Raw genomic sequence first — 12,627 nt, forward strand, 5'->3', positions numbered from 1 at the left:
CCGGACCGGGCCGCCGACGAGCACGAGGGCTCCGCCCTGGCCCAAGCCCCCGGGCTGCCGTACCGAACAGGAGAACCACGATGATCGGCCTGATCCTTGCCGCCGGAGCCGGCCGCAGGCTGCGCCCCTGGACCGACACCCTGCCCAAGGCCCTGGTCCCGGTGCGCGACGACCGGTCGGTCGTGGACTTCACGCTGGAGAACTACGCCAAGGCCGGCCTCACCGAGGCCGCCGTGGTGATCGGCTACTGCGGCGAAGCGGTGCGCGAGCGCAAGGCCGCGCTGGAGAAGGCGTACGGCGTCACCCTCCACCTCGTCGAGAACGACAAGGCCGAGGAGTGGAACAACGCCTACTCGCTGTGGTGCGCCCGCGACTACCTCGCGGACGGCGTGCTGCTCGCCAACGGCGACACCCTGCACCCGCTGTCCGTCCAGGAGGCGCTGCTCGGCGCCCGCGGCGACGGCAAGGGCATCATCCTCGCGCTCGACGACGCCAAGCCGCTCGCCGAGGAGGAGATGAAGGTCCGCCTCGGCGAGACCGGCGCGGTGGCCCGCATCACCAAGCTCATGGACCCGGCCGAGGCGGTCGGCGAGTACATCGGCGTCACGCTCATCGAGGGCCACGCCGCCCCCGCCCTGGTGGACGCCCTCGAAGTGACCTGGCGCCGCGACGCGCAGCTCTACTACGAGGACGGCTACCAGGAGCTGGCGGACCGCGGCGTGCGCATCGAGGTGCAGTCCATCGGCGGCGCGGTGTGGACCGAGATCGACACGACCGAGGACCTCATGAAGGCGCGGGAGATAGCGTGCCGATACTGACGCGCCTGGTCCCGGCGCCGCTGACCGTCGACATCCGCGGCGGTGCGCTGGAGGACCTCGCGGCGATCCTGGAGGACCGCCGCATCTCGACGTCCGGGCGCCTGGCCATCGTGGTCAGCGGCGGCTCCGGTGCCAAGCTCCGCGACCGCCTCGCCCCGGGCCTGCCGGACGCGGAGTGGTTCACCGTCGCGGGCGGCTCGCTCGCGTCCGCGGTCGACCTGGCCGACCGGATGCGCGCGGGCAGCTACGACGCCGTGGTCGGCATCGGCGGCGGCCGCGTCCTGGACACCACCAAGTACGCGGCGGCCCGGGTCGGCCTGCCGGTCGTCGCGGTGGCCACCAACCTGGCGCACGACGGCATCGCGTCGCCGGTCAGCATCCTCGACAACGACGCCGGCCGCGGCTCGTACGGGGTGCCGATCCCGATCGCGCTGGTCGTCGACCTGGACCTCATCCGGGCCGCGCCGCAGCGCTACGTGCGCTCCGGCATCGGCGAGGCGCTGTCCAACCTGTCCGCGGTCGCCGACTGGGAGCTGTCCGCGCGCGAGACCGGCGAGGCGTTCGACGGCCTGGCCGCGGCCTTCGCCCGGACCGCGGCCGAGTCGCTGCTGTACCGGCCGGACAGCGTGCACGACGACGCCTTCCTGATCGCGCTCGCCGAGGGGCTGGTGCTGTCCGGCATCGCGATGTCGATCACCGGCAACACCCGGCCGTGCAGCGGCGCCTGCCACGAGATCTCGCACGCGATCGACCTGATGCACCCGGCCCGCGCCGGACTGCACGGCGAACAGGTGGGCCTGGGCGGGGTCTTCGCCTCCCACCTGCGCGGCGACAAGGACCTCACCGGCCGCCTCGTCGAGGTGATGGACCGGCACGAGATCCCCTACCTGCCCGGCCAACTCGGTTTCACGAACGACGAGTTCGTGTCGGTCCTGGAGTACGCCCCGGACACCCGGCCCGGTCGCTACACCATCCTGGAACACCTCGGTCTCGGGCGCGAAGCCCTCGTCGATGCGGTGGCGGACTATGTCGACACCTACAGCAGCTGAGCTCCGCGCGGTCTGCCACCCCGCGGGGTTGCTGGACCGCCGGAGCGGCGAACACTGGGCCGGGCGCCTGTACATGCGGCAGATCTCGCTGCAGGTCACGCGCCGCGTCGTGGGCACCCGGATCACGCCGAACCAGCTGACGTACCTCATGATCGTGGCGGGCATCGCGGCCGGTGCCGCGCTGACCCTGCCCGGGCTCACCGGCCCGCTGCTCGCGGCCGTGCTGATCCAGGTCTACCTGCTGCTGGACTGCGTGGACGGCGAGGTGGCCCGCTGGCGCCGGCAGACCTCGGTCACCGGCGTCTACCTCGACCGGGTCGGGCACTACCTGTCCGAGGCCGCACTGCTGATCGGCGCCGGGCTGCACGCCTCCGACATCTGGGGCGACGGGCGGCTGGGCGGCTGGGCGTTCCTCGGCGCGATCGCCGCGCTGGGCGCGATCCTGATCAAGTCCGAGACCGACCTCGTGGACGTCTCGCGGGCCCGCTCCGGGCTGCCCCCGGTGCAGGACGCGGCCTCGGTGCCGCGCTCGTCGGGCGCCGCGAAGGCCCGCAAGATCGCCGCCTCGCTCAAGTTCCACCGGCTGGTCGGCGGCGTCGAGGCGTCGCTGCTGCTGCTCGCCGCCGGCGTGCTGGACGCGCTGGACGGCGGGCTGCTCTACAGCCGCATCGCGGTCGCCGTCCTCGCCGGCGTCGCGGTGCTGCAGACCTTCCTGCACCTGGCCAGCATCCTCCTGTCGAGCAGGCTCAAATGACGACGCTTCCGATACAGCGCGCGGGTGCGCGCAAGAACCGCCGCGCGGCCCGCAAGCTGCCCGCGCAGACCGCGCGCGACGTGACGCTCGGCGCGGTGGTCCTGACCCGCGGCGACCGGCCCGCCGAACTGACCGCGCTGCTGGCCTCGGTGGCCGCGCAGCAGGGCAGCCCGATCCCGGTCGTGGTGGTGGCCAACGGCGCGCCCGCGCCCGAGGTGGGCAGCGCTCCGGGGCAGGTGCGGGCGATGTCCCTCGACGAGAACGTCGGCATACCGGCCGGCCGCAACGTCGGGGCGGCCGAACTCGACACCGACGTGGTGCTCTTCCTCGACGACGACGGGAACCTGCCCGACCCGGCCGCCGCGGCCCTGCTGCGCGACGCCTTCGCCGAGGACCCCGAGCTGGGCATCGTCAGCTTCCGCATCGTCGACCCGGAGACCGGCACGACGCAGCGCCGCCACGTGCCGCGCCTGCGGGTCGGCGACCCCGGCAAGTCCGGACCGGTCACCACGTTCCTCGGCGGGGCCTGCGCGATCCGCGCGGACGTCCTGGCCGAGACCGGCGGCCTGCCGGACGCGTTCTTCTACGCGCACGAGGAGACCGACCTGGCCTGGCGGGCGCTGGACGCGGGCTGGGACGTCGAGTACCGCGCGGACGTCGTCCTGGAGCACCCGGCGACCTCGCCCGCCCGGCACGCGGTGTACCACCGCATGAACGCCCGGAACCGGGTCTGGCTGGCCCGCCGCAACCTGCCTTGGCCGCTGGTGCCGGTCTACCTGGGCTCGTGGGTCGTGCTCACCGTGGCCCGCGGCTCCTCGCGGGCCGGGCTGCGCGCCTGGGCCGGGGGGTTCAAGGAAGGCTGGCGCACGCCCTGCGGCCCCCGGCAGCCGATGGCCTGGCGCACCGTGTGGCGCATGACCAGGCTGGGCAGGCCACCGGTCATCTGACCGGACGACCGCCGGTCCGCCCGGCGGCAAGTACCGCGACCAGGAACCGACTCGAACGAAAGCGTCAACGTGGCCAATAGCGCGCAAGCCGACACCGTCCCCGCCGGCGGGCCTTCGGCCGACGGCGGCGGGATCCCGCTCGCCGAGCTCGCCGCCCGGCACAACCTGAGCGTCAGCGGTGCCCGGCCCAAGCTGCCCGCGTACATCCGGCAGCTGTGGCAGCGCCGCCACTTCATCGTGGCGTTCGCGAACGCCAAGACGCGGGCGTCGTACGCGACGGCGCGGCTCGGCCAGGTCTGGCAGATCCTCACCCCGCTGATGAACGCGGCGATCTACTACCTGGTCTTCGGCCTGATGCTGAAGAGCGACAAGGGTGTGGACAACTACGTGGCCTTCCTGGTCACCGGGATGTTCATCTTCACCTTCACGCAGAGCGCGGTACTGGCCGGCACCCGCTCGATCAGCGACCAGCTGCCGCTGATCCGGGCCCTGCACTTCCCGCGCGCCTGCCTGCCGATCTCGTTCACCATCGTCCAGCTGCAGCAGCTGATGATCTCGATGGTCGTGCTGTGCGCGATCGTGCTGGGCACCGGGGAGCCGCTCACCGCCAACTGGCTGCTGCTGCTCCCGGCGCTGCTGCTGCAGTTCATGTTCAACGTCGGCCTCAGCATGATCGTCGCGCGGATCGGCGCGGAGATCACCGACATGAAGCAGCTGATGCCGTTCCTGCTGCGCACCTGGCTGTACGTCAGCGGCGTCTTCTACAGCATCGCGCACTTCGCCAAGGACGCCCCGGACTGGGTCCGCTGGATCCTGGAGGCCAACCCGGCCGCGGTGTACATCGAACTGGCCCGCGACGCACTCGTCGAGAGCCATGCACACGTCCCCATGCACACCTGGGCCCTGGCGGTCGGCTGGGCCTTCGTCGTGGGTGTCGGCGGATTCCTGTTCTTCTGGCAGGCGGAGGAGAAGTACGGCCGTGGCTGATCGAATTGGCGACCCCACCGTCGTCGCGGACAACGTCCACCTGACCTACCGGGTCCACGGTGCGAGCTCGGGCAAGGGCAGCGCCACGTCCGCGTTCTCGCGCCTGGTCACCCGCAAGAAGGCGGCCGGCGTCACCGAGGTGCACGCGGTCCGCGGCGTCAGCTTCGTGGCCCGCCGCGGCGAGGCGATCGGCCTGATCGGCCGCAACGGCTCGGGCAAGAGCACGCTGCTGCGCTGCATCGCCGGACTGCTGCCGCCCACCGGGGGCAAGATCTACACCGACGGCCAGCCGTCGCTGCTCGGCGTCAACGCGGCGATGATGAACGACCTGACCGGCGAGCGGAACATCGTGCTGGGCTGCCTCGCGATGGGCATGACCAAGCAGCAGGTCGCCGAGCACTACGACGAGATCGCGGCGTTCTCCGGCATGGACAACTACAACGGCAAGGACTTCACCCGGCTGCCGATGCGGACGTACTCGTCCGGCATGGCCGCCCGGCTGCGGTTCTCGATCGCCGCCGCGAAGTCGCACGACGTGCTGATGATCGACGAGGCGCTGGCCACCGGCGACCGCGACTTCCAGCTGCGCAGCGAGGCCCGGATCCGCGAGCTGCGCAAGGAGGCCGGCACGGTCTTCCTGGTCAGCCACGGCATGAAGTCGATCCGCGACACGTGCGAGCGGGTGATCTGGCTGGACGCCGGCAAGATCAAGATGGACGGGCCCACCGAAGAGGTCGTGGCGGCGTACGAGAAGGGCGTCTGACGCCGCGGATTCCCTCGGCAGATTCCCTCGAATGACACCGACCGGGGCGGAACCGAACCAGGCCTCCCAAGCGTGAACATCATGGACGAACCACTCGGGAGGTAATCCGCGTGTCCGTGTACGCCCTCAGTGCCGCGGCCGACACCGCCGCACCGCTCGCCGCCGGCGACAACATCGACGTCGACGTCCTCCAGGGCGTCAACGGGCTCGCCGACGACACCACCTGGGCGCACGGCTTCATGGAGTTCATGGGCGAGTACGGCCTGCTGGCCGTGCTCGCCCTGCTGCTCGGCATCGGCTGGCTGCGGGCCCGCCGCCGCCCGGACCACGACGTGGCCATCGCGGGCATCATGTGGGCGCCCATCGCGGCGTTCCTCGCCGAACTGGCGAACATCCCGCTGCGCAACCTGGTCGACCGGCCGCGCCCGTTCTTCACGCACTCCGACATCACCGTGCTGGTGCAGGGCAAGGACGACCCGTCCTTCGCCTCCGACCATGCGCTGCTGACGATGTCGATCGCGGTGGCGCTGCTGCTCGTCGACCGGCAGCTCGGTGCGATCGCGGTACTCGTCGCGGTGCTGCAGGGCTTCGCGCGACTGTACGTCGGCGTGCACTACCCGAGCGACATCCTGGGCGGATTCGCGCTCGGCACGCTGATCGCGCTGGCACTGTCGCCGATCGCCCTGCGCGTCCTGCTGCCGCTGGTCCGGAGGGTCGAACAGACGTCCCTGCGCCCGCTCGTGGTGGCCGCGCCGGCCGCCTGATCCGCGCCCGCGCCACACGGTCGGGGCAATATCCCCGAATCCCACCCGGAGCACCGGACACTCCTGCCAGACTCACCGGGTCCGGTGATCGGATCATCATCCGAGGCGTCACCCCTCCGCGCCCGCCGGACGGCCGCTCTCGCGCGGCTGCCGTCCCGTGGCCGCGCCCGCCATTCCCGAGGGGTTTCGCCGTGTCCGTTTCCGTTCCCCGATCCGTCCGGGCCGCCGCGTCGGCCGCAATGTCGGCGGCAGTGCTCGGTGCCGTCCTGGCCACCGCCGGCCCGGCTGCCGCCACGACCGCGCCGGACCCCGGCAAGCCGCCGCTGCCGGGCACCGACCAGGTCGAACGCACCCTGCGCGACGTCGTCGACCTGCAACTCCTGCAGCCCACCTGCGGCCAGCCCGGTGCGCTCACCGTCGCCGCGGTCGAGGCGCTGCGCACCATCGGCGTGGAGGCCAAGGCGACCGGCCTGCCGAAGCTCGACCTGGGCCCGCTCGGGTGGGTCGGCATCGGCACCCAGTATCCGGGCCGCGCCGTCGCCCTCGAACTCCACCTGCTGCCGGGCGGACCCGCGCCGGTGAACCTGACGATCGGTGAGAAGGCGTGCCCGCGCGGCACGGTGCCCACCGCCGGCACACCCACCGCGACCGCCACCGGGAAGAGCACCGCGACGCCCGGCACCGCCGCGCCGGCGCCCCGCACGCCGACCGCGACGGCGTCCGCGGCGAAGCCGGCCGCTCCCGTGCCGGCCGGTCTCGCCGAGACCGGCGCCGGATCCCCGGCGTGGCCGTACGCGGCAGCCGGGGCCGTGCTGTTCGCCGCCGGACTCGCCGCCGCGGCAGTCGCCCGGCGGCGCCGAATGCGCTGACCGCCGCGCGGACGAGGCTGCGCCGTGCACACGGAGTTGGGTACGGTCTGGTGGAGGCGCCGGGTACACACGCGGCGCCTCCACGGCGGGTACCGCACGCCGTGTCACGGAGGGACTTGAGACGGCATGGACGAGGCGGACGCGGGGGACAGGGGCGATTCCGTCGCAGACGCGGCGCGCCTGGGCGAACGCCTGAGCCTGCGCGAACAAGTGGCCCGGGCGATCCGCGCGGCGCTGGTGGCCGGCGAGATGCGCCCCGGCGTGGTCTACTCCGCGCCCGGCCTCGCGACCCGGTTCGGGGTGTCCGCCACCCCGGTCCGCGAGGCGCTCCTCGACCTGGCCAAGGACGGCCTCGTCGAGCCGGTCCGCAACAAGGGGTTCCGGGTCTGCGCGCTGTCCGCGCGCGACGCCGACGAGATCCACCGGCTGCGCCGCCTGCTCGAGGTCCCGACCGTCGCGGACCTGGCCCGGGACGGCTGCGCGGATGCGCTGCCGATGCTCCGCGGCCTCGCCGACGACATCGTGGCGGCCGCGAAGCGCGGCGATCCGCTCGAGTACGTGGCGGCCGACCAGCGGTTCCACACCTGCCTGTTGGAGCTGGCCGGCAATGCCCGGCTGCTCCGCATCGTGGTCGAACTGCGGTCCCAGGCAAGGCTTTACCGGTTGCGCACCCTGCTGGAGCGCGGCGAGGTCGGGCAAGCGGCCGACGAGCACCACGAGTTGCTCGACCACATCGAGGCGCGCGACCCGGCGGCCGCGGCTCGGCTGATGGAGCGTCACCTCACCTGGTCGCGCCGGATGGAGCCCGAGGAGTCCGCGGTGCCGGCCGCGGGCGGCATCCCCGGCGAGGACTTCGCGTAGTCCCGGCGCCCGGGCGGGTCAGGCCGTCCGGAGGAATTTCCGGCCGGGTCCCCGTGTCCCCGCGCCCCCTGGCTCGTTGCGCCCCTTGAACGGTGCCGCGCGCCCTTGACAAGCCCGCGCCCGTCGGCCGTCCGGGTCAATGCAGCTTGTCCGCAGGGAGTCGTGGGATGAAGTTCCGGATCGTGCTCGCCGGCGTATGCGCCGGCACCCTGGGGCTGACCGGCTGCGGCGGATCAGGGGACGGTGCGCGGCCGGCCGCGAAGGGCTCGCCGGACGCGGTCGCCGCGGTCAAGGCGGCGGCCCAGCGCACGGTGGACGCCGGGAGTTCGCGGACCCGCACCACCATGACCATGGAGTCCGGCGGCCGCACGGTGGTGCTCACCGGCGAAGGGCTGTTCGACTACCGCCGCCGGATCGGCACGGTGAGCCTGCAGGTGCCCAAGGACTCCGGGATCACCGGCCCGCTGCAGGAGATCGTCACGCCCGAGGCGCTCTACATGAAGAACGCCACGCCGGGGGTGCCGGCCGACAAGTGGGTGCGCATCGACGTCCAGGGCCTGGCCGACGGCAACCTGCTGAGCGGCGGCAGCGCGGACCCGAGCACGTCCTTCGAAATACTGCGCGGCGTGAACGACGACGTCGTGCTGGTCGGACCGGTGAAGCTCGGCGGCGAGGACGTGAAGCACTACAAGGGCACGCTCGACCTCAAGAAGGCGCACGACGCGACCCCGCAGCACCTCCGGGCGCCGCTCGCCGCGGCGCTGAAGAGCTTTGCCAGCACCACGATTCCGTTCGAGGTGTACCTCGACGGGCAGGGCCGGCTGCGCAAGGTGCAGGAGGAGTTCAACCTCGCCGCAGGCGGCCAGGCGCAGGCCGGCAAGGGCGCGGATCCGCAGACCGCCCGGGTGGTATCGGCCGCCGAACTCTACGAGTTCGGGGTCTCGGTGGACGTCCAGGCGCCGCGTCCCGAGGATCTGTACATCGCCCCGGCAGCCTCCGCCTCGCCGCCCGCGAGCCGCAAGCCCTGACCGGCGCCGCGCGGCGTACTGCCGCCGCGGCACGGCCGCGGTGCCGGACCGGGACCGTATGTTCCGCTTCCGCCGTGCGCCGGTGGTGCGCCGCCTGCCGGGCCAGCGCGCACCGCGGCCGCGGGCGGTACGCAAATGGCCCATGCGTGTCATGCGCGCCCCGGCCGCGCGACTCTAGGCTGGGTTCGCCCGGCCGGGCGGATGAACCGCCCGCCCGATGCCCAAGCCGAGGAGGTGGTGTGGGTGACACCGTTCTCTGATGTGCGCCTGCACGACCTCGTGGCGTTCGACGAGATCGAGCTCTACGGCGAGCTGATCATCGCCGCCTCGCAGAGCGACGGACCGCTGACCCCCGCGGAGATCGACGCGGTCCTGGGCATCGGCACCGTGCACCCGGGCGGCCGGAGTTCGGCCCGGAACGAGCTGCACGGCGGCTGCGTCCGCGACTGACCCGGCGGGCGGGCCCGCCGCGGCGCAGCAGACGTACCGGTCAAAGCCGGTCTCCACAGACCGGAATCGGTCAGGATCGGACGAGCCGGGCGATCGCCTGCGAGGCTTCCTTCACCTTTGCGTCGGCCTCGGGGCCGCCCTGCTCGACCGCGTGCGCGACACAATGGGCGAGGTGCTCCTCGAGCATGCTGAGCGCGAAGGCCTGCAGCGCCTTGGTGGCGGCCGAGACCTGGGTCAGCACGTCGATGCAGTACTCGTCCTCGGTGACCATGCGCTGCAGCCCGCGGACCTGGCCCTCGACGCGGCGCAGCCGCTTGAGGTGCTCGTCCTTGCGGGGGCTGTAGCCGTGCTTGGCGGTGGTGCCGGCGGTCCCGTGGCAGGAGTCCGCGGCGCCGGTCTCGGGTGCGGCCTTCGCGTCGACCGTCGTCTCGTCCATGCCCGCCAATTTACCCCCGGGGGGTATTTTCGGCAAGTACCGCACCGGGTCCCGGCGGTGTCTGCGCAGGTGGCCGCAGCCCGGCCTGCCGAGTGTGACATGGGCAACATGTGGCGCCGGAGGGGAACTCGGTGACCCGGACGGCTGAACGACCCCTACTCTTCTCAATGCGACGGGCGTGTGCCGCCCCGGAGCGGCATCTTCCGGTTCGCCGGGTGCTCCGGAGCGGATGCAGGTCCGTCGCGGTGCGCGTGCGGTCTGTTACGCCCGGGTACCAGCAGGTCGGCGCGGCGTCCCCCGGATTGTTTTCCGGCCCTGGCGAGCGCCTAGCATCGTCAGGACCGCATTCCTCATCCCGGAGATCTCTGTGCGATTGCGTCTGACCCCCAGGGAGACGAGCTTCTACGACATGTTCGCCACTGCGGCGGACAACTTGGTCACCGGATCCAAGCTCCTCACCGAGCTTCTCGGCGCCGACGTCTCCGCACGACCGGAGATCGCGGAGCGGATGCGGGCGGCCGAGCACGCCGGCGACAACGCGACCCACGCGATTCTCAGCCAGCTCAACTCGTCGTTCATCACGCCCTTCGACCGCGAGGACATCTACACCCTCGCGTCCCAGCTCGACGACGTCATGGACTACATGGACGAGGCCGTCGACCTGGTCGTGCTGTACCAGCTGGACGAACTGCCCGCGCAGATCGCGGACCAGATCGAGGTGCTGGTGCGGGCCGCCGAGCTCACCGCCGAGGTGATGCCGCGCCTGCGCACGATGAAGGACCTCACCGAGTACTGGATCGAGGTCAACCGCCTCGAGAACCAGGCCGACCAGGTGCACCGCAAGCTCCTGGCGCACCTGTTCAGCGGCAAGTACGACGCGCTCACCGTGCTCAAGCTCAAGGGCATCGTGGACGCGCTCGAAGAGGCCGCGGACAGTTTCGAGCACGTCGCGAACACCATCGAGACCATCGCGGTCAAGGAGTCCTGACCGGTGGATCTCGTCCTGTTGAGCACCATCGCGATCGTTGTGATGGCACTGGCGTTCGACTACACCAACGGGTTCCACGACGCGGCCAACGCCATCGCCACCTCGGTGTCGACCCGGGCGCTCACGCCCCGGGCCGCGCTGGCCATGGCCGCGGTCATGAACCTGGCCGGCGCCTTCGCCGGCGAACAAGTGGCCAAGACCGTCGGCAAGGGCATCATCGATGCCCCGGACGGCAGCGAAGGCCTGGTCATCGTGGCCGCCGCACTCGTCGGTGCGATCACCTGGAACATGATCACCTGGTACTTCGGCCTGCCGTCCTCGTCCACGCACGCCCTCATCGGCGGCCTGGTCGGCGCCGCGCTCGCGGCGTCCCAGACGGTCAAGTGGGACGGTGTCATCGACAAGGTCGTCATCCCGATGATCCTGTCGCCGCTCATCGGCTTCGGTATCGCGTACCTGCTCATGGTCGGGATCCTGTGGATCTTCCGGCGCCGCAACCCGCACAAGGTGACCCGCGGCTTCCGCGTCGCGCAGACCATCTCGGCCGCCGCCATGGCGTTCGGCCACGGTCTGCAGGACGCCCAGAAGACCATGGGCCTCATCGTCATGGCGCTCGTCGTGGGCGGTTACCAGACCGACTACGACGTGCCGTTCTGGGTCACGGTCTCCGCGGCCCTGGCGATCAGCGCGGGTACCTACGCGGGCGGCTGGCGCATCATGCGCACGCTCGGCCGCCGCATCATCGAGCTCGACCCGCCGCGCGGTTTCGCCGCCGAGGCGACCGCGGCAAGCGTGCTGTACAGCACCGCGTTCGTGTTCCACGCGCCGGTCTCCACCACGCACACCATCACGTCGTCGATCCTCGGCGTCGGTGCCACCAAGCGGCTCTCCGCGGTCCGCTGGGGCGTGGCCGGCAACATCGTCACCGCGTGGGTGCTCACGATACCGGCGGCAGCGCTGGTGTCCGCGGGCGCTTACCTGGTGATGAGCCTGATCTTCCTGTAGGGCTCGCGGCAGAGTTCCGCGGTCCGACTGCGCATGAGGGGCGGTTCCCGAACGGGAACCGCCCCTCATGCGCATCATGTGCCCGTCGTCCCGGTCAGCCGAAGCGGCCGGCGATGTAGTCGGCGGTGGCCTCGACCTCGGGCGCCGAGAAGATCTTCTCGGTGTCGCCGATCTCCACCAGGCGGCCCGGCTGCCCGGGGCCGGCCAGGTTGAAGAACGCGGTGCGGTCGCTCACGCGCGCGGCCTGCTGCATGTTGTGCGTGACGATGACGATCGTGTACCGCTCCTTGAGCAGCGCGATCAGGTCCTCGATGGCCAGCGTCGAGATCGGGTCGAGCGCCGAGCAGGGCTCGTCCATGAGCAGCACCTGCGGCTCCACCGCGATGGCGCGCGCGATGCACAGGCGCTGCTGCTGGCCGCCGGACAGGCCCGAACCGGGCTTGCCGAGGCGGTCCTTGACCTCGTTCCACAGGTTCGCGCCGCGCAGCGAGCGCTCCACGACCGCGTCCAGGTCGGACTTCTTCTTCACGCCGTTGAGCTTGAGCCCGGCCGCCACGTTGTCGTAGATCGACATGGTGGGGAACGGGTTCGGGCGCTGGAAGACCATGCCGATGGTGCGGCGCACCGCGACCGGGTCGACCTCGGGGCCGTACAGGTCCTGCCCGTCCAGCTGCACGCGGCCCTCGACGCGGGCGCCGGGGATCAGCTCGTGCATGCGGTTCAGGGTGCGGATGAAGGTGGACTTGCCGCAGCCCGAGGGGCCGATGAACGCCGTGACCGTCCGGGGCTCGATGGTCATCGAGATGTCCTCGACGGCCTTGTTGGCGCCGTAGTAGGCGTTGAGTCCGGAGATTTCGATGCGCTTGGTCATGCCTGCCTCGTCACGGGCGCCGGTGCCCGGGGTGGTG

Annotated in this window: 15 protein-coding genes; 13 read left to right on the forward strand and 2 right to left on the reverse strand. The window is 71.7% G+C overall.

The annotated features are described in order from the left end of the window. Positions 1–80: 80 nt before the first annotated feature. The 11 genes from LZ495_RS06330 to LZ495_RS06380 all read left to right on the forward strand — a co-directional run bounded on the left by LZ495_RS06330 (position 81) and on the right by LZ495_RS06380 (position 9,290). A complete protein-coding gene (locus LZ495_RS06330; protein ID WP_235050966.1) occupies positions 81–818 on the forward strand; it encodes a phosphocholine cytidylyltransferase family protein in 738 nt (245 codons plus the stop codon). Further along, the gene (locus LZ495_RS06335; protein ID WP_235050967.1) at positions 806–1,867 is read left to right on the forward strand and encodes an iron-containing alcohol dehydrogenase family protein; all 1,062 of its coding nucleotides are present in this window, start codon (positions 806–808) and stop codon (positions 1,865–1,867) included. The genes LZ495_RS06330 and LZ495_RS06335 overlap by 13 nt, the downstream gene beginning before the upstream one ends. Beyond that, positions 1,845–2,621, forward strand: a complete 777-nt coding sequence (locus tag LZ495_RS06340) for a CDP-alcohol phosphatidyltransferase family protein (protein WP_235050968.1) — start codon at positions 1,845–1,847, stop codon at positions 2,619–2,621. Before LZ495_RS06335 ends, LZ495_RS06340 begins: the two co-directional genes overlap by 23 nt. 80 nt (positions 2,622–2,701) lie before the next feature. Further along, on the forward strand, positions 2,702–3,568 hold the full coding sequence (locus LZ495_RS06345; protein ID WP_235051087.1) for a glycosyltransferase family 2 protein: 867 nt from the start codon (positions 2,702–2,704) through the stop codon (positions 3,566–3,568). A 69-nt stretch (positions 3,569–3,637) separates the two neighbouring features. Continuing rightward, the gene (locus LZ495_RS06350; RefSeq protein WP_235050969.1) at positions 3,638–4,555 is read left to right on the forward strand and encodes an ABC transporter permease; all 918 of its coding nucleotides are present in this window, start codon (positions 3,638–3,640) and stop codon (positions 4,553–4,555) included. After that, complete coding sequence (locus LZ495_RS06355) at positions 4,548–5,318, forward strand: ABC transporter ATP-binding protein (protein WP_235050970.1); 771 nt, start codon at positions 4,548–4,550, stop codon at positions 5,316–5,318. The genes LZ495_RS06350 and LZ495_RS06355 overlap by 8 nt, the downstream gene beginning before the upstream one ends. 110 nt (positions 5,319–5,428) lie before the next feature. Next, on the forward strand, positions 5,429–6,082 hold the full coding sequence (locus LZ495_RS06360) for a phosphatase PAP2 family protein (protein WP_235050971.1): 654 nt from the start codon (positions 5,429–5,431) through the stop codon (positions 6,080–6,082). A 191-nt stretch (positions 6,083–6,273) separates the two neighbouring features. After that, positions 6,274–6,951 (forward strand): hypothetical protein, encoded by a 678-nt coding sequence (locus LZ495_RS06365; protein WP_235050972.1) that lies wholly within the window; start codon positions 6,274–6,276, stop codon positions 6,949–6,951. Positions 6,952–7,077: 126 nt separating this feature from the next. Beyond that, a complete protein-coding gene (locus LZ495_RS06370; protein WP_235050973.1) occupies positions 7,078–7,812 on the forward strand; it encodes a GntR family transcriptional regulator in 735 nt (244 codons plus the stop codon). Positions 7,813–7,979: 167 nt separating this feature from the next. Beyond that, on the forward strand, positions 7,980–8,840 hold the full coding sequence (locus LZ495_RS06375) for an SCO4651 family lipoprotein (protein WP_235050974.1): 861 nt from the start codon (positions 7,980–7,982) through the stop codon (positions 8,838–8,840). Between the two features lie 243 nt (positions 8,841–9,083). Beyond that, a complete protein-coding gene (locus tag LZ495_RS06380) occupies positions 9,084–9,290 on the forward strand; it encodes a hypothetical protein (protein ID WP_235050975.1) in 207 nt (68 codons plus the stop codon). A 70-nt stretch (positions 9,291–9,360) separates the two neighbouring features. Here the strand turns inward: LZ495_RS06380 and LZ495_RS06385 are convergent, their stop codons facing one another. Continuing rightward, a complete protein-coding gene (locus tag LZ495_RS06385) occupies positions 9,361–9,726 on the reverse strand; it encodes a metal-sensitive transcriptional regulator (protein ID WP_235050976.1) in 366 nt (121 codons plus the stop codon). Between the two features lie 367 nt (positions 9,727–10,093). Between LZ495_RS06385 and LZ495_RS06390 the strand changes: the two genes are divergently transcribed. Both LZ495_RS06390 and LZ495_RS06395 read left to right on the forward strand, forming a co-directional pair. Beyond that, positions 10,094–10,714 carry a DUF47 domain-containing protein gene (locus LZ495_RS06390; RefSeq protein ID WP_235050977.1) on the forward strand — a complete coding sequence of 207 codons (621 nt, stop codon included), beginning with the start codon at positions 10,094–10,096 and terminating at the stop codon, positions 10,712–10,714. Positions 10,715–10,732: 18 nt separating this feature from the next. Beyond that, on the forward strand, positions 10,733–11,719 hold the full coding sequence (locus LZ495_RS06395) for an inorganic phosphate transporter (RefSeq protein ID WP_235051088.1): 987 nt from the start codon (positions 10,733–10,735) through the stop codon (positions 11,717–11,719). A 94-nt stretch (positions 11,720–11,813) separates the two neighbouring features. Here LZ495_RS06395 and pstB read toward each other — a convergent pair whose 3' ends face one another. Continuing rightward, positions 11,814–12,590, reverse strand: coding sequence for a phosphate ABC transporter ATP-binding protein PstB (pstB, locus tag LZ495_RS06400; RefSeq protein ID WP_235050978.1), 777 nt, complete (start codon positions 12,588–12,590; stop codon positions 11,814–11,816). Positions 12,591–12,627 lie beyond the last annotated feature (37 nt).

Origin of the sequence: Yinghuangia soli, assembly GCF_021502675.1 — a bacterium.
Classification (GTDB): Bacteria; Actinomycetota; Actinomycetes; order Streptomycetales; family Streptomycetaceae; genus Yinghuangia; species Yinghuangia soli.

Excerpts from the sequence above, each read along its gene's own strand:
- LZ495_RS06330 (WP_235050966.1), top strand. The coding sequence starts at position 81 with ATGATCGGCCTGATCCTTGCCGCCGGAGCCGGCCGCAGGCTGCGCCCC.
- LZ495_RS06340 (WP_235050968.1), top strand. The coding sequence starts at position 1,845 with ATGTCGACACCTACAGCAGCTGAGCTCCGCGCGGTCTGCCACCCCGCG.
- LZ495_RS06370 (WP_235050973.1), top strand. The coding sequence starts at position 7,078 with ATGGACGAGGCGGACGCGGGGGACAGGGGCGATTCCGTCGCAGACGCG.
- LZ495_RS06375 (WP_235050974.1), top strand. The coding sequence starts at position 7,980 with ATGAAGTTCCGGATCGTGCTCGCCGGCGTATGCGCCGGCACCCTGGGG.
- LZ495_RS06385 (WP_235050976.1), bottom strand. The coding sequence starts at position 9,726 with ATGGACGAGACGACGGTCGACGCGAAGGCCGCACCCGAGACCGGCGCC.
- pstB (WP_235050978.1), bottom strand. The coding sequence starts at position 12,590 with ATGACCAAGCGCATCGAAATCTCCGGACTCAACGCCTACTACGGCGCC.